This window comes from Sinorhizobium garamanticum, from assembly GCF_029892065.1.
GTDB classification, from domain to species: domain Bacteria; phylum Pseudomonadota; class Alphaproteobacteria; order Rhizobiales; family Rhizobiaceae; genus Sinorhizobium; species Sinorhizobium garamanticum.
This window is the reverse complement of sequence record NZ_CP120373.1, coordinates 2,308,326-2,329,288: the sequence shown is the minus strand read 5'-3', so window position 1 is coordinate 2,329,288 and position 20,963 is coordinate 2,308,326. Positions and strand designations below refer to the sequence as shown.

24 protein-coding genes and 1 pseudogene are annotated in these 20,963 nt (G+C 61.4%); 2 read left to right on the top strand and 23 right to left on the bottom strand.

Annotated elements, in window-relative coordinates; translation table 11 throughout:
- Positions 1 to 43: 43 nt before the first annotated feature.
- A pseudogene (locus PZN02_RS10810) lies at positions 44 to 725 on the top strand (Crp/Fnr family transcriptional regulator).
- Positions 726 to 736: 11 nt separating this feature from the next.
- Here PZN02_RS10810 and ureG read toward each other — a convergent pair.
- From ureG to PZN02_RS10740, 14 genes are all read right to left on the bottom strand, one after another.
- Complete coding sequence (gene ureG, locus PZN02_RS10805) at positions 737 to 1,348, bottom strand: urease accessory protein UreG (protein WP_280658003.1); 612 nt, start codon at positions 1,346 to 1,348, stop codon at positions 737 to 739.
- Positions 1,349 to 1,489: 141 nt separating this feature from the next.
- The gene (locus PZN02_RS10800) at positions 1,490 to 2,161 is read right to left on the bottom strand and encodes an urease accessory protein UreF (protein ID WP_280661456.1); all 672 of its coding nucleotides are present in this window, start codon (positions 2,159 to 2,161) and stop codon (positions 1,490 to 1,492) included.
- Complete coding sequence (gene ureE, locus PZN02_RS10795; RefSeq protein WP_280658002.1) at positions 2,154 to 2,642, bottom strand: urease accessory protein UreE; 489 nt, start codon at positions 2,640 to 2,642, stop codon at positions 2,154 to 2,156. Before ureE ends, PZN02_RS10800 begins: the two co-directional genes overlap by 8 nt.
- A 1-nt stretch (position 2,643) precedes the next feature.
- Complete coding sequence (locus tag PZN02_RS10790) at positions 2,644 to 2,940, bottom strand: putative quinol monooxygenase (protein ID WP_280658001.1); 297 nt, start codon at positions 2,938 to 2,940, stop codon at positions 2,644 to 2,646.
- A 266-nt stretch (positions 2,941 to 3,206) separates the two neighbouring features.
- On the bottom strand, positions 3,207 to 3,746 hold the full coding sequence (locus tag PZN02_RS10785; RefSeq protein ID WP_280661455.1) for a peroxiredoxin: 540 nt from the start codon (positions 3,744 to 3,746) through the stop codon (positions 3,207 to 3,209).
- Positions 3,747 to 3,931: 185 nt separating this feature from the next.
- Positions 3,932 to 4,603, bottom strand: a complete 672-nt coding sequence (locus PZN02_RS10780; protein WP_280658000.1) for a TIGR02117 family protein — start codon at positions 4,601 to 4,603, stop codon at positions 3,932 to 3,934.
- Between the two features lie 25 nt (positions 4,604 to 4,628).
- Entirely contained in the window at positions 4,629 to 6,341 is a 1,713-nt protein-coding gene (gene ureC, locus PZN02_RS10775; RefSeq protein ID WP_280657999.1) for an urease subunit alpha, read from the bottom strand.
- Between the two features lie 3 nt (positions 6,342 to 6,344).
- Positions 6,345 to 6,992 carry a Urease operon accessory protein gene (locus PZN02_RS10770; protein ID WP_280657998.1) on the bottom strand — a complete coding sequence of 216 codons (648 nt, stop codon included), beginning with the start codon at positions 6,990 to 6,992 and terminating at the stop codon, positions 6,345 to 6,347.
- 3 nt (positions 6,993 to 6,995) lie between these two features.
- On the bottom strand, positions 6,996 to 7,415 hold the full coding sequence (locus PZN02_RS10765) for a lysozyme inhibitor LprI family protein (protein WP_280657997.1): 420 nt from the start codon (positions 7,413 to 7,415) through the stop codon (positions 6,996 to 6,998).
- Complete coding sequence (locus PZN02_RS10760) at positions 7,412 to 7,717, bottom strand: urease subunit beta (protein WP_280657996.1); 306 nt, start codon at positions 7,715 to 7,717, stop codon at positions 7,412 to 7,414. The genes PZN02_RS10765 and PZN02_RS10760 overlap by 4 nt, the downstream gene beginning before the upstream one ends.
- Positions 7,718 to 7,730: 13 nt before the next feature.
- Positions 7,731 to 7,985 carry a DUF1272 domain-containing protein gene (locus tag PZN02_RS10755; RefSeq protein ID WP_280657995.1) on the bottom strand — a complete coding sequence of 85 codons (255 nt, stop codon included), beginning with the start codon at positions 7,983 to 7,985 and terminating at the stop codon, positions 7,731 to 7,733.
- Between the two features lie 41 nt (positions 7,986 to 8,026).
- Positions 8,027 to 8,329: an urease subunit gamma gene (locus PZN02_RS10750; RefSeq protein WP_026618115.1), complete on the bottom strand. Its 303-nt coding sequence runs from the start codon at positions 8,327 to 8,329 to the stop codon at positions 8,027 to 8,029.
- Between the two features lie 26 nt (positions 8,330 to 8,355).
- Positions 8,356 to 9,189 carry an urease accessory protein UreD gene (locus PZN02_RS10745; protein WP_280657994.1) on the bottom strand — a complete coding sequence of 278 codons (834 nt, stop codon included), beginning with the start codon at positions 9,187 to 9,189 and terminating at the stop codon, positions 8,356 to 8,358.
- Positions 9,190 to 9,420: 231 nt separating this feature from the next.
- Complete coding sequence (locus PZN02_RS10740) at positions 9,421 to 10,413, bottom strand: alpha/beta fold hydrolase (RefSeq protein ID WP_280657993.1); 993 nt, start codon at positions 10,411 to 10,413, stop codon at positions 9,421 to 9,423.
- A 219-nt stretch (positions 10,414 to 10,632) separates the two neighbouring features.
- On the opposite strand from PZN02_RS10740, the gene PZN02_RS10735 reads away from it, so the two are divergent.
- Entirely contained in the window at positions 10,633 to 11,085 is a 453-nt protein-coding gene (locus tag PZN02_RS10735) for a MarR family winged helix-turn-helix transcriptional regulator (RefSeq protein ID WP_280657992.1), read from the top strand.
- A 155-nt stretch (positions 11,086 to 11,240) separates the two neighbouring features.
- On the opposite strand, the gene PZN02_RS10730 is transcribed toward PZN02_RS10735, so the two are convergent.
- The 9 genes from PZN02_RS10730 to PZN02_RS10690 form a co-directional block, all read right to left on the bottom strand.
- Positions 11,241 to 12,359, bottom strand: a complete 1,119-nt coding sequence (locus PZN02_RS10730; RefSeq protein WP_280657991.1) for a branched-chain amino acid ABC transporter substrate-binding protein — start codon at positions 12,357 to 12,359, stop codon at positions 11,241 to 11,243.
- A gap of 114 nt (positions 12,360 to 12,473) precedes the next feature.
- Positions 12,474 to 12,818 carry a DUF6867 family protein gene (locus tag PZN02_RS10725; protein WP_280657990.1) on the bottom strand — a complete coding sequence of 115 codons (345 nt, stop codon included), beginning with the start codon at positions 12,816 to 12,818 and terminating at the stop codon, positions 12,474 to 12,476.
- A gap of 24 nt (positions 12,819 to 12,842) precedes the next feature.
- Positions 12,843 to 13,568 (bottom strand): ABC transporter ATP-binding protein, encoded by a 726-nt coding sequence (locus tag PZN02_RS10720; RefSeq protein ID WP_280657989.1) that lies wholly within the window; start codon positions 13,566 to 13,568, stop codon positions 12,843 to 12,845.
- On the bottom strand, positions 13,565 to 14,455 hold the full coding sequence (locus tag PZN02_RS10715; RefSeq protein WP_280657988.1) for an ABC transporter ATP-binding protein: 891 nt from the start codon (positions 14,453 to 14,455) through the stop codon (positions 13,565 to 13,567). Before PZN02_RS10715 ends, PZN02_RS10720 begins: the two co-directional genes overlap by 4 nt.
- The gene (livM, locus tag PZN02_RS10710) at positions 14,455 to 15,840 is read right to left on the bottom strand and encodes a high-affinity branched-chain amino acid ABC transporter permease LivM (protein WP_280657986.1); all 1,386 of its coding nucleotides are present in this window, start codon (positions 15,838 to 15,840) and stop codon (positions 14,455 to 14,457) included. Before livM ends, PZN02_RS10715 begins: the two co-directional genes overlap by 1 nt.
- Before the next feature lie 5 nt (positions 15,841 to 15,845).
- On the bottom strand, positions 15,846 to 16,748 hold the full coding sequence (locus PZN02_RS10705; protein WP_280657985.1) for a branched-chain amino acid ABC transporter permease: 903 nt from the start codon (positions 16,746 to 16,748) through the stop codon (positions 15,846 to 15,848).
- Between the two features lie 356 nt (positions 16,749 to 17,104).
- On the bottom strand, positions 17,105 to 17,659 hold the full coding sequence (locus PZN02_RS10700; RefSeq protein WP_280657984.1) for a sarcosine oxidase subunit gamma: 555 nt from the start codon (positions 17,657 to 17,659) through the stop codon (positions 17,105 to 17,107).
- An 11-nt stretch (positions 17,660 to 17,670) separates the two neighbouring features.
- Positions 17,671 to 20,628, bottom strand: a complete 2,958-nt coding sequence (locus PZN02_RS10695) for a sarcosine oxidase subunit alpha family protein (RefSeq protein WP_280657983.1) — start codon at positions 20,626 to 20,628, stop codon at positions 17,671 to 17,673.
- Positions 20,625 to 20,903, bottom strand: a complete 279-nt coding sequence (locus PZN02_RS10690) for a sarcosine oxidase subunit delta (RefSeq protein ID WP_280657982.1) — start codon at positions 20,901 to 20,903, stop codon at positions 20,625 to 20,627. Before PZN02_RS10690 ends, PZN02_RS10695 begins: the two co-directional genes overlap by 4 nt.
- Between the last annotated feature and the right edge of the window lie 60 nt (positions 20,904 to 20,963).

The following is a 20,963-nucleotide window of genomic DNA, read 5'->3' as shown; positions in this document are numbered from 1 at the left end:
TGACCGATTAGGATCTGGTCGATCCAATTCGGGAATGGCACGGATGAAGACCTTGCGACTGACCTCGACCGACAGAACCGTTCTTCTCGATTCGCGTTTCTTTGCGAGACTGCCGCGTCCGACGGCAGAGGCAATCCTCGAGGGCGCAATCGTTTCCACGCACGAGGAATACGATATCCTGTTTCGTCAGGACGAGCGGATCGACCATGTCTTCTTCGTGCTCTCGGGTCTCGTCCGTCTCTACCGCTTGGGCAAGGACGGTCGCGAAGCCGACATTGCCGTATTGCCGAAGGGCGAGATCTTCGGCGCAAACGCCATGTTCCTGGAGCATCGTGCGACCGCCAATGCGCAGGCAGCGGAGGCTTTGATCGTCGCGCGGTTCGAAAGCCACAAGCTTCGTCAGCTTGCTGCGGAAAAATACCGATGTCGCCCAGGCGCTGATCGAACTTCTCTGCCGCCATGGCAAGATGGCGGAAGACTGCCTTGCCGAGGACCGACTGCTTACCGCGCCTCAGCGGGTCGCCAGCTATATCCTCAGCCATTGCCCGGACGGTCTGAGCAGCTTCTCCTTCCGCCTGCCGTTCCAGAAGAACGTGCTTGCGGGCAAGCTCGGCCTCGCGCCGGAGGCCTTGTCGCGCGCCTTCTCGACGCTCCGCCAATCAGGCGTCACGGTCAAAGGCCGCGTGATCGAAATCCGCGACCGGCAAGCGCTGGAGAGGTTCTGACGGGCGGTGACCTAAAGTCCCCCCTGTACCGTGAGAAACTCGACGATCCGGTCTATGCCGTCGCCGCGCTTCATGTCCGAAAACACGAACGGCTTTGCCGCGCGCATTCGCTCCGCGTCCCGTTCCATCACGTCGAGGTCGGCCCCGACATAGGGCGCGAGGTCCTTCTTGTTGATCACAAGGAGATCGGACTTGGTGATCCCCGGGCCGCCCTTGCGCGGAATTTCCTCGCCCTGGCAGACGGAGATTACGTAGATCGTCAGGTCGGCGAGATCGGGAGAAAAGGTCGCCGCCAGATTGTCGCCGCCCGATTCGATGAAGACCACGTCGAGATCGGGAATCCGGCGGTTGAGATCGGCGATCGCCTGCAGATTGATCGACGCGTCCTCGCGTATCGCCGTATGCGGGCAGCCACCGGTTTCGACACCGACGATCCGTTCCGACGGCAGTGCCTGCATCCGTACCAGCGCTTCGGCATCTTCCTTGGTGTAGATGTCATTGGTGACGACCGCGACGGAATATTTCTCCCGCATCGCCTTGCAGAGCTTGTCCGTCAGCGCCGTCTTGCCGGAACCAACCGGGCCGCCGATCCCGACGCGAAGCGGACCGTTTTTCGATGACATCTGCTTGTCCTTTCAGAATGGCCGCCCGTTAGAGCGGGATGAGGAAAAGTGTGTGCGGTTTTCCGCCCGCATCCCGCTCTACCTTATTAGAATCGATCACGTTTATGAATTTGGGTCGATTCGACCCAAAATCATCGTGATCTAGGAGCGGAACAGGCGGGTATAGAGGGTTTCGTGTCTCAGCGACGAAACATCCGCCATGATCGTAGCCGAGCCAAGCTCGTCCAGCGAGCTCTGCGCGGCGCGTTCGGCTACAGCGGCAATCGTGTTTTCGAGGCCGGCCAACACAGCGACGCCATCGCGCTGACCGATTACGCCGCAGCGGATGGCAGCCGAAACGGCGTTCGAGGCCGCGGCGCCGAGAAAGGCCGCCAGGGAGGACCGCAGTCCCGTGCCATGCGCACCGGCCACGGCACCGACCGCCACCGGATAGACCGCCACCGGTCCGAGCAACTCGAATACGGCGCTCGGCCAGCTGCGCGCGGCGGCAAGAAACGCCTCGCCCTGCAATACGGTTTCCATGTGCCGCTCCGACGAACCCGCCAACGCTTCGGCCAGCTCGCTCGCCGCCTTCAATCGTCGCGGATCGTCATGTCCCCGGTAGCTTTCGGCGAGGAGAACGGCGTCGTTCCACATGCCGCCGCGCGTCAGCAGCGTTTCCAGCCAAAGCCGCAGCTCTTCGGCACTGGTGACGAGGCCATCGTGAACCGCCTGTTCCAGCCCCCCGGAATAGGCGAAGGAACCGACCGGAAAGGCAGGTGAGAGCCAGGTGACCAGGCGCAAAAGCGCCCGCGTGTCGGCCTGGTCAGCCATGATCGTGATGGTGACCGCCATGGCCGTGATGGTCGTGACCGTGCCCGCCACCATGATAAGCACCACGCAGCGGTTGGAACGGTTCGGTCACTTCGCTGACAGTGGCGCCCAGCCCTTCGAGCATCGCACGGATGACGGGATCGCGGGCGATCAGGATCCGCCCCTCCTCGACCGCCGCCGGAAGATGTCGATTGCCGAGATGCCAGGCAAGTTCGATGAGATGTAGGCCGTCCCGTGCGCGAACCTCGTAAAGCGCCTCGTTGGCGGCCTTGATCCGGATATAGCCGCCGCCTTCCAGCACCAGGAGGTCGCCATCGGCGAGCATCACCGGTTGCTTGAGGTCGAGCATCACCACATCGTCGTTTTCGAGATGGAGCAGCTTGCGCCGCAGATGGCGCTCGTCATGGGCGAGCGTCACACTGTGAAGCGGCACCTTGTCCGCGGGGCCTGGCGACAGAACTTCGGTCGAGCGATAAGGCACGTCAGATCACCTCTATCTTTTCCGGGTGCAGGACCTCGATGCGAACGTCCGCCAGGAGATCCGCCATCGCCGCCTGAAAGGCCTTCAGGTACGGCTCGGCAAAATGCGCGTCCACGGCCGCCCGGTCTTTCCAGTGCTCGACGAAGACCAGCGTGTCCGGTTCCGCGGGCTTGCGATAGAGATCATAGCTGATGCAGCCCGCTTCCGTGCGGCTGGCTTCAAGCAGCGGTGCCGCTAGGGCGACGACGTCATCGCCTTTGCCCGTATGTGCCTTCAGATATGCGATAACGCAAACCATCGATCCTCGCCGCGCCTACTGCATGTTTCCTTAAATCGCAGGCGATTTAAGGGTAAAAACATGCAGCAATTCAAAGTGCTACAGCGTCCTTTGCGCACCTAATAAGGCGCGCGGCGCTGTAGTCGCACCAATGTAACAAGAAAAGGCCCCGGCGCCAGCAGGAACGCGGAAAGCGAAATGGTTTCACGCAGCCTGCCTGGAGAACCGGGGCCTTCAGCTGTTCTCAGCCCTGCGCCTCTTGAGAGGCACAGGCATTCACGACCGGATCAGGCGGCGATCTTTTGCGACTTCAGCGCGGTGAGAATGTTTTGCGGCGAGGAAACGCCGTACGGATCGCTGTCGCAATTGTCGGAGTAGCCTTCCTCTTCGAACCACTGCTCGACGACGCCATTGTTGATGACGGCGCCATAACGCCAGGAGCGCATGCCGAAGCCGAGATTGTCCTTGGCGACCAGCATGCCCATCTTGCGGGTGAATTCACCCGAGCCGTCCGGGATCAGCTTGACGTTTTCGAGGTTCTGCGACTTGCCCCAGGCGTTCATCACGAAGGCGTCGTTGACCGAAATGCAGTAGATCTCATCGATGCCTTCGGCGCGGAACTCAGCGGCGAGCTTTTCGAAATCCGGAAGCTGGTATGTCGAGCAGGTCGGCGTGAAGGCACCTGGGAGCGAAAACAGCACGACGCGTTTGCCGGCGAAATAGTCGTCCGACGAAACATCCTGCCAGCGGAACGGATTGGAACCGCCGACGGCTTCGTCGCGGACGCGGGTGCGGAAGGTTACAGCGGGAACTTTTCTGCCGAGCATCATTATCTCCTTCGAACTGGCTGCCGGCAGCAATCAGTCTTGGGAGGAAAGCGCAGCCGGCCGGAAAGTGAGAGCCTTTCCTATCGGAGATTCCGCTGCGGTGCAGCATCAAAGCGGCGATTTCGGTGGCCGCGCATAGCTGCCATGCGGCGGCCGCATGGCTCTCTGCGCTGCTTCGCGGTGTGCTAATTGTGGAGGTCGAGCGAGACGCCAAGCGTTGCTGGAAGAGGATTCCAGAATCCGGTCCGAATGCCGGCTGATCTCAATGCGCTTGCAGTCCAGGTATTGCAGCCGAACAGCGCGTTGAAATAGCCCTTCGCCTCGAAGAAGCGATCGTCCGGACCGTATGAGAAGTCACGAATCGGGACGACTTGGCCCGCCTCTTTCTCGAAGCTATCGGATATGAAGTTCACAAGCCGCTCGAATTCCGCGTCATCGACCTCAAATGCAGTGACTGATTCCTGCGGTTCGACGATACGCCCTGCGATGTCGACGTGCATCACGGAGCGATCGATAGTGAGTGCCCGCAAAACCGGTAGCGGTTTCAGATCGCTCCAGGTTGGCGTTTCCAGATAAAAGGCGCGCCCTCCCCACCCGAAGATCAGCCATTCGCCGCCAGGGTGCCGAAGAGGTACACCGGCGCTACCGACAAAACTGAATCTTGCCCGCAATGCCTCATCCAAGGGAAGGGCGATGTCTGTGTGAATCGGGCCGGAAATCAGTAGGACCCGTCGCGAGCCCGCCATCTCGGATGAAGCATAGACGGGCATGAGCGGACGCGGAACCAATGTCCCGAAAGCGACGGCGAGCATAAGGAGCACGATGGCCGTGAAGAACCGCCTGACCGTTTTAGTCATGCACAAATGCTCCGAGGGCGTCCGCCTAGAACAGGAAGTAGCGTTGCGCCATCGGCAGAACCGTCGCCGGCTCGCAGGTCAAGAGTTCGCCGTCGGCACGGACCTCGTAGGTCTCCGGGTCGACCTCGATATGCGGCGTGAGGCTGTTGTGGATCATCGACGCCTTGCCGATGCCGCCGCGGGTGTTCTGGACGGCGACGAGTTCCTTGGCGACACCGAGCCTGCCTGCAAGTCCGGCATCAAGCGATGCCTGCGAGACGAAGGTGACGGAGGAATTCGTGCGGTTCCGGCCATAGGCCCCGAACATCGGCCGGTAGTGGACCGGCTGCGGTGTCGGGATCGAGGCGTTCGGATCGCCCATCAGTGCCGCGGCGATCGAGCCACCGAGCAGCACCATGTCGGGCTTCACGCCGAAGAACGCCGGGTTCCAGATGACGAGGTCGGCACGCTTGCCCACTTCGAGCGAACCGATCTCGTGGCTGAGACCGTGCGCGATCGCGGGGTTGATCGTGTATTTGGCGATGTAGCGCTTGACCCGGAAGTTGTCGTTGTCGCCGGTCTCTTGCCTGAGCCGCCCGCGCTGGCGCTTCATCTTGTCGGCCGTCTGCCAGGTTCGGATCGCCACCTCGCCGACGCGGCCCATCGCCTGGCTGTCGGACGAGATGATCGAAAAGGCGCCGATGTCGTGCAGGATGTCCTCGGCCGCGATCGTTTCCTTGCGGATGCGGCTTTCGGCAAAGGCAATATCCTCCGGGATGGAGGGCGACAGGTGATGGCAGACCATCAGCATGTCGAGATGCTCTGCCAGCGTGTTGAGCGTATAGGGCCGCGTCGGATTGGTCGAGGACGGAATGACATTCGGCTGGCCGCAGATCTTGATGATATCCGGCGCATGGCCACCGCCCGCCCCCTCCGTATGGAAGGCGTGGATTGTCCGGCCCTTGATCGCGGCGATCGTATCCTCGACGAAGCCGCTTTCGTTCAGCGTATCGGTGTGGATCATCACCTGGACGTCATATTCGTCGGCGACCGACAGGCAGCAGTCGATCGCCGCCGGCGTCGTGCCCCAATCCTCGTGCAGCTTCAGCGACGTGGCACCGCCGAGCACCATTTCCACCAGCGCACCGGGGAGCGAGGCATTGCCCTTGCCGGCAAAGGCGAGATTCATCGGAAAGGCGTCCGCTGCCTCGATCATCCGGGCGATGTGCCAGGGGCCGGGGGTGCAGGTCGTTGCGAGCGTGCCGTGCGCCGGGCCGGTGCCGCCGCCCAGCATGCAGGTGATGCCGCTCATCAGCGCTTCCTCGATCTGCTGCGGGCAGATGAAATGAATATGGCTGTCCATGCCGCCGGCCGTGACGATCTTGCCCTCGCCGGCGATGACCTCCGTGCCCGGTCCGACGATGATGGTGACACCCGGCTGCGTGTCCGGATTGCCGGCCTTGCCGATCGCCGCGATCCGCCCGTCCTTGAGGCCGATATCCGCCTTCACGATCCCCCAATGGTCGAGGATCAGCGCGTTGGTGATCACGGTATCGACGGCGCCGCCCTCGCGCGTCACTTGGCTTTGCCCCATGCCGTCACGGATGACCTTGCCGCCGCCGAACTTCACCTCTTCACCATAGGTGGTGAAATCCTTCTCGACCTCGATGAAAAGCTCGGTATCGGCAAGGCGCACCTTGTCGCCCACCGTCGGACCGAACATGTTGGCATAGGCCGCGCGCGACATCTTGTAGGGCATGGATCAGGCTCCCTGGGAAAAGTCTGAAGATTGGGATTGACCGAGGCGGCGCAGGCGGCCTTCGGCGACAAGTGCGTCAACGTACCGGCGCTCCGCCGCAAAGGGATGCCATTCCCAGCCGCTATGGCCGAAGCCGGCAAGCACGACGTCGTCTCCGGGCTGGATGAAATCGGACAGGACGTCGGCGACTACCACCAGGCCGCTCGACGGCACGACATAGGGCGCCGGCGTGAAGCGGGCGAGATCGCGATCGAGTCGCTCGTGCGTTTCCACCGGGATCACCCGATGGCGCCGGCCGGTCGCACGTGCGAAAGCTTCGAAACCCATCGTGTAATCGTCGCAGAAATCGTCGAGATTCGGGTGCGTTTTCGCAAGGTCCGCCCGCATGGCGGCAAACTTCGCACCGAAGCGGACGCTCCAGATCTCACTCGCCTGCCGCACTGCGTCGCTGGTCTTCCACCGGCCGCCACCAAGCATCGACAGCGCAGGGCGACCAGTGTTGCAGACCGCGATAATATCGGTCCTCGTGCCGCCCTTGCCGACTGATCGGCAATCGTTGAAGCGGATGACGAGATCGGCGGCGTCAATCGCGGCCGCCGCACCTTGCGGCACGTCGCCATTGCCAACGATCGTAATGGTGCGGCCGCTCAACGGTCAGTTTCCTCTCGGTTCGAGGAGTTGCTTCAATTCGGCGGTTCGCTTGCGGGTCAGTTCCGCCAGGCAGCCGGAAACCAGCATCGGCTCCATCGAGCCGCCACGCGCCTCGAACCCGGCCAGTTCGCACTGCCCGTCGCGGTAGCCGATCCAGGCCCGTTGCGCCTTCTTCAATGCCTCTTCGGCCCCGACATGGGCGGCATCGATTTCGCCGAGTTCCTTGTCCATCGCCTTCATGGCAGCGACCGCTTGCTTATAGGTTTTGTTCAGGTCCGCGTCGGCTCTGTCGTAGTCCTGGCCAGCGCAGATGTTCATGTCCATCTGCGTAACGGCATTCTGGCAATCGACCGTTGGCTGTTGCGCGACTGCCGAAACCGCTGACAGCAAAAGCAAGCCGGCGAGAGGCGCGAACATCCTCATAGCTTGCCCATGATCGCCTGGCGGAAACCAAACACCTCGCGCTTGCCGGAAAGCGGGATCAGCGTTACCTGCCTCGTCTGGCCGGGCTCGAAGCGCACTGCAGTGCCGGCCGGAATGTCGAGCCGCTTGCCGCGGGCCGCTTCACGATCGAAGATCAGGCCCGGGTTCGTCTCGGCGAAATGATAGTGGCTCCCCACCTGCACGGGACGGTCGCCGGAATTGGAAACCTCGATGGTGACCGTTTCGAAACCGGCGTTCAGTTCAACCTCGCCTTCGGCTGCGATGATTTCGCCTGGAATCATGTCCCTCTCCTCTTCACGCCGCTTGGCCACCCGCGCAACCTTGCGGCTTCAACACCCGGTCCGTCGACGCCGGATATTTCGCAAGCATCGCAGCCGGGCGGATCGGCCGGCGGACCAGTTCCCCGCTGCAGTTCGGGCAGATGCCGGCGAGGCTCGCCTCGGCACATTCGGCGCAGAAGGTGCATTCGAACGTGCAGATCATGGCCTCTCGGCTCTCGGGCGGCAGATCGCGATCACAACATTCGCAGTTCGGTCGTAGGCTAAGCATGGTTGCCCCTCAAAGTTGGCGGCGGATGCGGTCATCCCGCGCTAGCGGATCGGCTCGTGGACCGTGACGAGCTTCGTCCCATCCGGAAAGGTCGCCTCGATCTGAATGTCATGGATCATTTCGGGGATCCCTTCCATGACCTGGTCGCGGGTCAGCACATGCGCGCCGGCTTCCATCAGCTCGGCCACGGAGCGTCCGTCCCGCGCACCTTCGACGACGAAGTCGGTGATGAGGGCGATCGCTTCCGGATGGTTGAGCTTCACGCCACGCTCCAGCCTCCGGCGCGCGACCATCGCCGCCATGGAAATCAACAGCTTGTCCTTTTCGCGCGGGGTAAGATTCATGCGTTGCCGTCCAATGAATTGTGGGATCAGAGAGTCCAGACTCTCGGCACAGATGCATCGTTACGCAAGTGCGAAATAACCGGGACAAGAATTTTTCTAAGTGCGAAGCCGCCTGTCGCAGCAATGCGGGCGACCAGCTTGTCGCGACCGGCAACCTGAAAATGGCTGACACCGGCGCTCGCGTAGCCGCCAAACGTGCCTCGCAGCCTGGATAGCATCGCTTCGCAATCCGACCCGACATAAAGCAATGTCGCAAAGGCTGCTGCGCCGCCGAGCACCGCGGAACGCCCCGCAAGCGCGGCGATATCATCAGCAAGCGTCAGGTTCTCCGCATGCAGCAGCCGGCCGCCACTTCTGACGCGCCAGCGGTCACGAAAGAGACCGGCCTGCACAACCTCGCCCATGGCTTTGCGGCCGAGAAGAACCGCCTCGACCGCCAGAAAGGTTGCATCTGCGGCAAGTTCGACCTCCAGGGACCGTGCCAAGGATGCGCGATCGAAGAAGATGGTTTCCTGCGGGAGCCAATCGACCCGGCTTCCGCCAGCAGCAAAGATCCGCGTCGAGATCTCGGCCGTTCCCGCACTCGCCCTGTAGATCTTCTCGCAGGCCTGCGTCGTCAACGTCAGCGCCGTGCCCTCGCCCGCCTCGAACGCCCAGGCCATCCGATCGCCGCCGGTGATCCCCCCCGACGAATTGATCAGCACCGCTTCGAGCGACGCATCAAAGGTCTTTGGGAGACGGATCTTGGCGCAGCCTTCCTGATAGAGTTCGGCGATAGCCGTACGATCGCTCCGGCATTTGGCGACAAGCCGCCCTTTTCCCCATGCCCGCTGCGGAGCGACGATTGCTGCATCATTCATGAATGGCCGTTGGATATTTTTGCAACACACGGCATGTACCGATGGCGGCATCGTCCGCGAGCGAGCCCCCAAAGTCAAGGCATTGTTTCGCAAGGAAAATTCTCGCTGGCCTGGCGAGACACTTACTGCTTAAGCCACCCTGCCCGGCGGCTCACCACCGGCGAAGAAGGTGGTGAGGTTGCCGACGAGAAAAGGGCGCCGCTCAGGCGCCCCTTCTGTTTCGCTTAGGAATTACGACCTCGCGAATTCGAGCAGGTCCTGGTTGAGCTGCTCCTTGTGGGTGTCGGTGATGCCGTGCGGGGCGCCGGGATAGACCTTGAGCACCGCATGCGGGATGAGCGTCTTCGAGGCCCGCGCCGCCGCGTCGATCGGCACGATCTGGTCGTCGTCGCCATGGATGATCAAGGTCGGCACGTCGAACTTCTTCAGGTCCTCGGTGAAATCGGTCTGCGAGAAGGCGGCGATCGAATCATAGGTGTTCTTGTGGCCGCCCATCATGCCCTGCAGCCAGAAACTGTCGATCATGCCTTGCGAAACCTTGGCACCCGGCCGGTTGAAGCCGAAGAACGGGCCGGAGGCAATGTCCTTGTAGAGCTGCGAGCGGTCGGCGACACTTGCCGCCTGGAGATTGTCGAATACCTCCTTTGGCAGCCCGCCGGGGTGCTTGTCGGTCTTGACCATCAAGGGCGGCACCGCCGAGATCAGCCCGGCCTTGGCGACGCGCTTGGTGCCGTGGCGGCCGATATAGCGGGAGATCTCGCCGCCGCCGGTCGAGAAGCCGGCGAGGAAGATGCCGGCGAGATCCAGTTTTTCGATCAGCTCGGCGAGATCGTCGGCATAGTGGTCCATGTCGTTGCCGTCCCAGGGCTGGCTGGAGCGGCCGTGGCCGCGGCGGTCATGGGTGATGACGCGGAAGCCATTGTTGGCGAGATGGAAGGCCTGGGCTTCCCAGCTGTCGGCCGACAGCGGCCAGCCGTGGCTGAGCACGACGACCGGTCCGTCCTTCGGACCCCAGTCCTTGTAGTAGATTTCGACGCCGTCGCGGGTGACGATCCTGCTGCCCATGGTCCTTGCTCCTTCGCTGGTGGTGGTGGTTGCATTTGAGGCACTTGCCGCCGAGGCCGGGCGGACGGCAGATACTGCCGCAGCGGCGCCCAGAGTGCCAGCCAGCACGTCTCTCCGAGAGATGCCGCTCGTCGTTGCTCTTGCCTGTATGCTTGTCATGGAATTGCTCCCTTGTTCCCTCGTGCGGCTCTGCTTGAAGTCTCACGATTAACTCGTGCGCGATATAAATCTCTCCGAAAGGCGCGGCCCAATTGATCGTTATATCGCTGCCAATTAAATCGTGCACGATGTTTAGCGTGACAAATTTAATGTGTCAATACCTTGCGATTAGATCGCGAACGATTTATTTTGTCATATGAACAAATTCGAGTTGGAACAATGACCAAGGCAGACAGCCCCTCTCACGAAGACCTTATGAAACTCGACAATTTTCTGTGCTTCGCGATCTATTCGACAAACCACGCGTTCACGCGCGTCTACAAGCCGCTGCTGGACGAGTTGGACCTCACCTATCCGCAATATCTCGTGATGGTCGTCCTTTGGGAAAAGGACGACCAGACCGTCGGCAGTTTGGGCGAAAGGCTTTTTCTGGAATCGAGCACGCTCACACCCATGCTGAAGCGCCTCGAAGGCATGGGCTACATTTCGCGAATCCGGGACCGGACCGACGAACGACAAGTGCGCGTGAAATTGACAGCAAGCGGCCGCGCCTTGCGGGAAAAGGCTGGCAACGTTCCGTGTGACATTGCCAGCGCCACGGGGATGAAGCCCGCGGAACTCGTCAGGCTCAAGCAGGAGATCGCGTCGCTGCGTACCTCGCTGCTGAGATGAGGCGCCGCTGTACAGGCGATGGCACGGTGCCTTAAACCGGCCGATTTGCGTGTCTGATAAGAAGCGGCGCTGTAGGCGCATGTGGATTGCTGCTACAAAACAAAAAGACCCGGCGCTTTCACGCCGGGTCCTCCAAAAGCGGAACGAAGTGACGACTACTCGTTCTGGAAGTAGCTGTACTTGCCGTCGTCACCCTTCTTCCAGGTGTACATGACGTAGTCCGGGCGGGTGATGTCGCCCTTTTCGTCGTAGCCGAGTTCGCCGATCGCGGTGTTGAACGGGCCCTTGGCCTTGATGGCTTCGGCAACGGCCTGCGGATCATTGCCGCCGGCAGCCTTGGCGCCTTCTGCGATCACCTGAAGCGCCGCATAGGCGTAAAGCGTGTAGGCCTCCGGTTCGAAGCCGGCGTTACGGAACTTCTCGACGAGGTCCTTGGCATTCGGGTTCTTGCGCGGATCCGGCGAGAAGGTCATCAGCGTGCCGTCAACGGCGTCACCGGCGATCGACGCCAGTTCGTTCGAGACGATGCCGTCACCCGACATCATCGTTGCCTTCAGGCCCTGGTCCTTCATCTGGCGCATGATCAGGCCAGCTTCCGTGTGCAGACCGCCGTAGTAGACGATGGAAACACCGGCCTGCTTCATCTTCGCGATCAGCGCGGAGAAGTCCTTGTCGCCCGTGTTGATGCCTTCGTAGAGCGATTCGGTGAGGCCGGCCTCGTTCATTGCCTTTTTGGTTTCATCCGCAAGGCCCTGACCATAGGGGGTCTTGTCGTGAACAACAGCGATCTTCGCGTCCTTGAAGTTGGCGGCGAGGTAGGCACCGGCAACAGCGCCCTGCTGGTCGTCGCGACCGCAAGTACGGAACGTGTTCCACAGGCCGCGCTCCGTGAACTGCGGGTTGGTGGAGGCCGGCGTGATCTGCAGGATGCCGTTTTCGGCGTAGATTTCCGAAGCCGGGATGGACACGCCAGAGTTGAAGTGGCCAACGACGAACTTCACGCCGTCTGCAACGAACTTGTTGGCGACCGAAACGCCCTGCTTGGCATCCGACACGTCGTCGCCGAGCACGACCCTGATCTGTTCGCCATTGATGCCGCCTGCAGCGTTGAGATCGGCAGCCGCCTGTTCCGCACCTTTCTGAAGCTGCGCACCGAACGCAGCGTTCGGGCCGGTCAACGGGCCGGCGACGCCGACCAGGATGTCAGCCCACGCAGAGCCGCTAAAGGCGACCATTGCCGTCAGCGCAACGGCCGACAGAAGAGACTTTTTCATCTTGTTACTCCCAAATATTCGAGCGGGTCTCGTTTCCAAGCCTGCGCAATGCCCACCTTAATTGCGCCGGTGTTCTTTCGCACCGGCCGCAATCGACCGGCACGCGCTGTTCCCTTATTTGGCTTTCCAGGAGAAGGGCGACGCCTTCTCATAGAGCCAGTAGTAGTTCTTGGTCATTTGCCTGGTCCGGTAGTATCGGAAACCGGCGGTAGCAAACAACAAAAGCACGATCGTGTCCACGATATAGTACTGCAGGCTGAACATGGTTCCGCCGAAAAGAGCGTGATGGATGAAGCGGATAGCCCAGCCTAGCAGCGCCACGTAGAGCAGCAGCCGCGGAAAGTTATGCCACGTGTCGGCGACGCTCTTGCCCGTCCGCCAGGCAGTCCATCCGCCCAGCACACACGTGATGAAGAGAAACTGCCAGATCGACGCTTCTTCGTAGAGAATTCCCTGCATGTCACATACTCCAGGCGCGGCGCATCAATGACGGCCGCCTTCGAGATAGGCCGAACGGACTTCCGGATTGGCGAGAAGATCCTTGCCTGTCCCGCTCATGGTCACCCTGCCGTTGACCATGACATAACCGCGGTCCGACAGCTTGAGCGCGCCGAAGGCGTTCTGCTCGACGAGGAACACCGTCAGGCCCTCTTGCTTGTTGAGTTTCTTGATCGCTTCGAAGATGCCCTTCACGATCAGCGGCGCAAGCCCGAGCGAGGGCTCGTCGAGCAACAGAAGCTTCGGCCGCGCCATCAGCGCCCGCCCGATCGACAGCATCTGCTGTTCGCCGCCCGACAGCGTGCCGCCGCGTTGCGCCTGCCGCTCCTTCAGGCGCGGGAAGAGCGTGAAGATCTTTTCGACGTCTTGGTTGAAATGCTTCAGGTTGTCGAGGCTCGCTCCCATCTGAAGGTTCTCAAGAACCGTCATGCGCGGGAAGATGCGTCGCCCTTCCGGCGACTGCGCAATCCTGAGACGGGCAATCTCGTGCGTCGGCAGACGCGTGATATCCTGACCGTCGAAATGGACGGAGCCGGTGCGCGCCTGCGGGCTGCCGCAGATCGTCATCATCAGTGTCGACTTCCCGGCACCATTGGCGCCGATAAGACTGACGATTTCTCCGCGGTGGACCTCCACATCGACGCCGTTGAGCGCCCGGATATTGCCGTAATAGGTTTCGACGGCTCTTACATGCAGCAGTGGCGCAGTCATTGCTTGGTGCCTCCCTGCCCGCCTTCGATTTCCTCGATCTGTTCGATCACCTCTTCAACCTCTTTATCCTCGACACCCAGATAGGCCGCGATGACCCTTGGATCGTTCTTCACGAAATCCGGGTTGCCGTCGGAAATCTTCTGACCGTATTCGAGCACGACCACATGGTCGGAAATCTCCATGACCACGGACATATCGTGCTCGATCAACAGGATCGATGTGCCCGTTTCAGTGCGAATGCCCTGCAGCAATTCATTGAGCGCATGCGATTCGCGTGGGTTGAGGCCGGCCGCAGGCTCATCAAGGCAGAGCAGTTCCGGCTCGGTGCACATCGCCCGGGCGATCTCGAGCCGCCGCTGCGCACCGTAGGGGAGGTCCCCGGCCGGATCGTCGGCGCGATCGACGAGCGACGCCTTCTCGAGCCAATGCCTGGCAAGTTCCTTCGCATCCTTGGCGGCCTGCCGATAGGCCGGAAATCCGAGCAGTCCGAGCACCGTATAGCCCGACGCCTGCATCAGCTTGTTGTGCTGCGCGACCAGAAGGTTCTCGAGCACCGTCATGCCTGAGAACATCCGGATGTTCTGGAACGTGCGCGCCACCTTCGCACGCTTGGTGATCTCGAAGTCCGGCAGACGCTCAAGCAGATATTCCTTTCCGGATCTCTGCTTCATGGTGATCATGCCCATCGTCGGCTTGTAGAAGCCGGTGATGCAGTTGAACACTGTCGTCTTGCCCGCTCCGTTCGGGCCGATCAGCGCGGTGATGTCGCCGCGAGCGGCCTCGAAGGAGAAGTCGTTGATGGCCATGAGACCGCCGAAGCGCATCGACAGGTGCTCAACCTTGAGAATGGGGTCTTTTGTCATTGTCATTGTCTCGTCGAGGGCCATCAGCCGTGCCCTTCCTTGGTAAAGCTGCCGGAGACGGCCTTACGCTCGCGGAGGAACGCGGTCGGTTCGCGGGATCCGACGAAGCCGCGCGGCTTCCAGACCATGACGACGACCATGGCCAGGCCAAAGATCAGCATGCGGTAAAGTTCGGGCGTGAAGTTAGGTCCGAAGATCAGCTTCAGGAAAGTGAGCTCACGCAGGATTTCGGTACCGCCGATCATGACAATCGCCGCGATTGCTATGCCGGTCAGTGATCCCATGCCACCAAGAACGACAATTGCAAGGATCACCGCAGATTCGAGGAACACGAACGATTCCGGCGACACGAAGCCCTGACGAACGGCGAAGAAGGACCCCGCAAGGCCGCCGAACATAGCGCCCATCGCAAACGCAGTCAGCTTGGTCGTGACCGTGTGGATGCCCAGCGAACGGCAGGCGATCTCATCTTCGCGCAACGCTTCCCAGGCACGCCCGATCGGCATCCGACGCATCCGGATGGTGACGAAGGCCGTCAGCATGCAAAGGCCGAGGATCAAATAGAACAGAAAGATCTTGTAATAGGCCGACGAGATCGGCAGGCCCATCATCGCCGCAAAGCCATCCTTGGAGGCATCGAACTTGATGCCGAACAGCGTCGCCTTGGCGATGCCGGACACACCGAAGGTGCCCTTGGTGACCTCTGTCCAGTTGATCAGCACGAGGCGAATGATTTCCCCGAAGGCGAGGGTGACGATCGCCAGGTAGTCACCGCGCAGACGCAGCACCGGGAAACCGAGGACCATACCCCAGCAGGCGGAAAGAAGGCCGGCAACCGGCAGCAGCACCCAGAAGGACAGGCCGAAATAGCTGGAAAGCAACGCATAGGAATAGGCGCCGACCGCGTAAAACGCCACGTAACCGAGGTCGAGAAGGCCGGCAAGACCGACGACGATGTTAAGGCCCCAGGCGAGCATCACGTAGATCAGGATCTGGATGCCGAAGTTGTCCACCCATTTCAGCGATCCCTGGACACCGGTGAGAGCCAGGATCACCGGCGGATAGAGAATGAGTGCCATGATCGCGATCGTGGAGAAGTTGCGGCTGAAAAAGCCCTCCTCCTTCACGATCTCCGGGGCAGCGGCCTTTGCCGCCTTTCTCTGCGCGAGCCAGGGCTGGGCGTAGGCGACGATCAGGAAACGACCGACCATGGCAACGATCACGAAGATCGCCAGCAGCCCCCAGCGCTGGGTGAGGACCAGCTCGTTACGAATGTTCTGGTCGGTCTTGAGGCCGACGAAGAGCACGAACAAACCGAGGGTGATGAGGCCGGCGAAGACAGCCTCGCGCAGGGCCCGCGCCGTCACCTCAGTGCCGGCGCTTGCAGTAGTAGATGCAATGTTTGCCATGGAATTTATACCTTCTCGACTTCCGGTCGTCCGAGAATACCCGACGGCTTGAAGATCAGGACGATTGCGAGAATCGAGAATGTCGCAACGTCCTTGTAGTCGATTGTGAAATAAGCCGACCACAGGGATTCGATGAGGCCGATCATCAGTCCGCCCAAGACAGCGCCTGGCAGCGAGCCGATGCCGCCGAGAACGGCGGCGGTGAATGCCTTCACCCCCGGAACGAAGCCGTCGGTGAAAACAACGACGCCATAATACATGAGATACATGGTACCCGCCACGGCAGCGAGGGCGGCGCCCATGATGAAGGTCACTGAAATGGTGCGGTCGACATCGACGCCGAGCAGCGCCGCCATCTTGCGATCCTGCTCGGTGGCCCGCTGCGCACGCCCAAGCGGCGTCTTGTTGACGATGTACCAGAAGCTCGAAAGCAGGATTGCCGTGATGATGATGATGATGATCTGCTTCAGCGATACGGCGATGCCCAACACGTCATAGACGGACGAGACGAGCGGCGGGATCGGCTTGTTGCGCGGTCCCTGCGTCACCTGAATGAAGTTTGACAGCACGATCGACATGCCGATGGCGGTAATCAGCGGCGCCAGGCGGAAAGACCCGCGCAACGGACGGTAGGCCACTCGCTCAATCGTCCAGTTCCACAGCGACGCCGCGAGCATCGCCACGATCATCATAAGCAAAAGTGCCAGAACAACGGGCACGCCTGCTATGAATGAGGTAAGAAGCAGAAAGACAATCAGCGCGGCAAAGCCGCCCAGCATGAATATATCGCCATGAGCGAAGTTGATCATGCCGATGATGCCGTAGACCATGGTATAACCGATCGCGATCATACCATAAATAGACCCAAGCGTCAGCCCGTTGACGAGCTGCTGGACGAAATACTCCATCAATCTTCCCCTGGACCAGATCCTAGCGGTCCGATCTCTTGTTATTAGAGCTCATTGGTGAGCGTGCTCTTTGCCCCAATTCCATACCTCTTTCAAACGAAAATGAAAGCTAAAAAGTGGTTCTCCTCCGGATTCTTCGGCGATAAAATCGATTTGGCGCTTTCGAAGCCAGAAAAATCAAAATTTTAGCAGCGATCGCACGCGAAATGAGCAAATTTGAACGCAAAATCGCGGGAAATCGGCACCAACAGCGCCGCGCGTCCCATAGGACGCGCAAAGGACGCTGTGGCACTTTCAAATTGCAGCCGATTTTGCGATTGGACGCCATCCGGAGACTGCCGCAACCGCTTGCCTCGTCACGCGGCGAAGGCCGCCGCCAGGTCGTATTCGCGCCCCATTGTCATGAGGTCGTCGAAAAGGGACTCGGCAAAAGAGCGCGGAGCGATCAGTTCGAATGCATCTTCCCCAGTACGCGCGAGATTGACGGCGATGTGACCGCAAAGCGCATTCGCGCTGGCACCGGTCGCGAAGGCTTTGGGATGCAGGTCGAGGCCGATGCCCTTTGCAAGAATTCGGCGCGTTGACGGGCCGGAAAGGCGAAACAAGACGCGCGCCTCGCTTTGGTCGACGATATGGGCCTGGCCGCTGCAAAGAGCGTCGAGACGACGTTGCAGCCCCTCGGGCGTATCGTTTTCAGAGACGACCAGCCATTCGCCCGGCGCACTGAAGCGGACGGCGAATTCAGTTGCAGACGACAACAGCCTTTCGACCGAGTCCCCCTCGCCGGCGACGGCAAGCACCATCGCCACCGCCTGCCGGTAGCCGATCGCGAGATGATTGGCGCCCGGCGGCCGGGGCGCGCCGCGCAGCTTCTCATCGAGCGCATTCCGGTTGTAGTAATCGCGGATCATCGGCGCTTCCCTCAGGCTTTCATTCTGGCGTTCTCGGGATCGAGGAAGACCGGATCGCAGACCTCGGCGACGACGTCCTGATCGCGCAGCTTGTCCCAGACGACAATCCGTTCGCCATAACGTTCGCGGCCCGACTTCAGGAAGGCAAGCGCGATGTGATGACAGAGTACCGGCGAGTAGCCGGCGGAACTGACCCAGCCCTGGTCGTTGAGGGTCGACGGCTTCATGCCTTCGCGCAGCAGATGCGCACCCGCGCGCATGTCCTTTTCCCTGTCCACCGGCTTCAGTCCCACGAGTTGCATGCGGTCTGCGGCCGTCAGCCCGTATCTCGACGAGAGATGCTTGCCGATGAAGTCCGTCTTGTGGGGTGAAACCATGCGGCCCAGTCCGGCGTCGTCCGGCGTCACCCGACCATCGAATTCAGCATGCGTGGGCAGGCCTTTTTCTAGCCGCAGCACGTTGAGGGCCTCCACCCCATAGGCACAGATATCGAAGGCGCGGCCCACGTCCATCAACTGATCGGCAACCGCCATGCCAAATCCTGCCGGAACGGCCAGTTCAAAGGCCAACTCGCCGGAGAAGGAGATGCGGAAAAGCCGCGTTTTGAGGTCGCCCTTGAGGGTTACCGTTCCGGCTGCCAGGAACGGGAAGGCCGCGTCGGAGATGTCGTCCTCGATAAGCTGCTGCAACACGCTGCGCGCCTTCGGACCGGCGATGGCGATCTGCGCCCATTGGTCGGATACGGAACAGAAGCGAACCTTCAGCTCAGGCCAGAGGACCTGCGAGCAATATTCCATGTGGGACATCACGCCGCCCGCCATCGCGGTCGTCGTTGTGACAAGGAAATGCTCCTCTGCAAGCCGGCTCACGGTGCCATCGTCATAGACGAAACCATCCTCGCGCAGCATCAGGCCATAACGGGCCTTGCCGACCGGAAGCTTCAACAGCGCGTTGCAATAGATCCGGTTGAGAAATTCAACCGCATCCGGGCCGAAAAGCTCGATCTTGCCCAGTGTCGAGACGTCGCAAATACCGACGTTCGCACGCACGTTCAGCACCTCGCGATCGACGCTCTCGCGCCAGGTCTTTTCGCCTGCGCGGGGGAACCACGCGGACCGATACCAAAGACCCGCCTCGACAAAGGCCGCGCCGTGTTTCCGTGCCCATTCATGCAGCGGTGATTTGCGTATGGGTTCCGCATGTTTGTCGCGCGCCGTCCCGGCAAGCGCCCCGAAGGAAACGGGGGTATAGAACGGGCGGAATGTCGTGGTCCCCACATCCGCTGGGCTTACCCCGCGCATGCCAGCAAGAATGCCAACGGCGTTGATATTCGAGAGCTTGCCCTGGTCGGTCGCCATGCCGCTGGTCGTATAGCGCTTGGCGTGTTCGACATGGCCGAACCCTTCGCGCAGAGCAAGCCCCAGATCCTTCGCATGCACGTCGTTCTGGAAATCGACAAAGGCCTTGGACTTTGCGCCGGGTGCATACCAGAGCGCGGTGAAGGACGGATCAGCTTCCTCGCCCGTTTCCGGCAAAACGTCCTGAGCGGGCTTGAATCCCAATTCGGAGGCGATTGCCGACGCCTTGGCAACGCCATCGCCGAGGCAACCGGAAAGCGTGTAGACGCCGTTCGCCGAGCCGGCGACCCGCAGCCCGCCACCGACATCCGGCGCGACGAACGCGCTCAGTTGATCGGACCACACAGGCTTCGCCCCACGCTGGCAGGCCAGGTGAATGACCGGGCTCCAGCCGCCGGACATGCCGACGGCATCGCAGGCGACGAGTTCCTCGAAGCCCGATCGCTCCACCACGACCCCGGAAACCCGCCGGCGTCCCTTGGTATCGACGATGCAGGCCGAACGAATCACGCGTGTGCCTTCCGGCGCGGCGTCTTCTGCCGCTGCACGACTGTCGACGATTGCCGCTATGGCAATGCCCTTGGCATGGAGGTCGCGGGCTGCCTGATATCCGGCGCTGCCATTGGTAAAGATCGCAACCGATCTGCCGGCCGCCACGCCGTAGCGGTTCGCATAGGTCCTGAGCGCCCCGGCCATCATCACGCCCGGCCGGTCATTGCCGCCGAAGACCAGCGGACGCTCCTCGGCACCGGTCGCGAGAAGCGCCCGCCTCGCGACGATGCGCCAGACTCTCTCCGTCGGCAGCTTGGCCAAAGGCTCCGCCACATGCTTCTGAAGCCGTTCCACGGCGCCGAAAACATTGTCGTCGTACCAGCCGAAGACCGTCGTTCGCGGCAACAGGGTTACGTTCGGCAGCGCCTGCAATTCGGCGACGACACGATCGGCAAAGACATGCGCGGGCGCACCATCGATCGCCTGCGTTTCCGAAAGGAGTGCCCCTCCCAGGCGGAAATCCTCGTCGGCGAGAATGACGCGAAGCCCGGCGCGCGCCGCTGTCAGCGCCGCCATCAGTCCGGTCGGGCCGCCACCGACGACGAGCAGATCGCAATGCGCCCAGGATTTCTCGTAGCTTTCCGGATCGCGCTCGAGCACCGCACGCCCGAGGCCGCCAGCACGGCGGATCAGCGGTTCGTAGAGCTTTTCCCAGAGTTGGGCCGGCCACATGAAGGTCTTGTAGTAGAAGCCCGCGCCAATGAATGGCGAGAGAAGATCGCTCACCGCGCCGATATCGAAGCCAAGCGAGGGCCAGCGGTTCTGGCTGCGCGCCGTCATTCCGGCATAGAGTTCGGCAACGGTCGTTTTCGTGTTCGGATCGCTGCGCGCGCCGGAACCGATCGTCACGAGCGCATTCGGTTCCGACGGCCCCGCGCTGACGATCCCGCGCGGCCGGTGATATTTGAAACTGCGGCCGACCAGCAGCTGGTCGTTGGCAATGAGCGCCGCGGCCAGCGTGTCGCCGGCAAAGCCGCGCAAGGGGCGGCCGTCGAAACTGAAACTCAGCGAACGGCTGCGATCGACCAGTCCTCCGGCCGTCAGGCGATAGGCGGTCATTTGCCGTTCTCCCTGGCGAACGCAGCGCCATCGGTCACGGAGTACACCTCATGGGTGAACGTGTCTCGTTCGACCACGAGGAAACGGCGGCAGCCTCCGGCGTGCTGCCAGTGCTCGAGCGTACGCCCCCGCGGATTGGCGCGCACGTAGACATAGTCGTGCCAGGTCTCGTCCGATGCGGTCGGCGCCGGGCGAACGAGGGACGCGTCGCCGCGGATCGTAAACTCTTCCTTCGGGCGGACCCCGCAATGGGGACAGGTGATCAGGCTTGCCATCGTCTTGTCCTTGGACCCGGGCTGGGTCCAGTTGATTCGAAAATGCGACCGCACGGGATA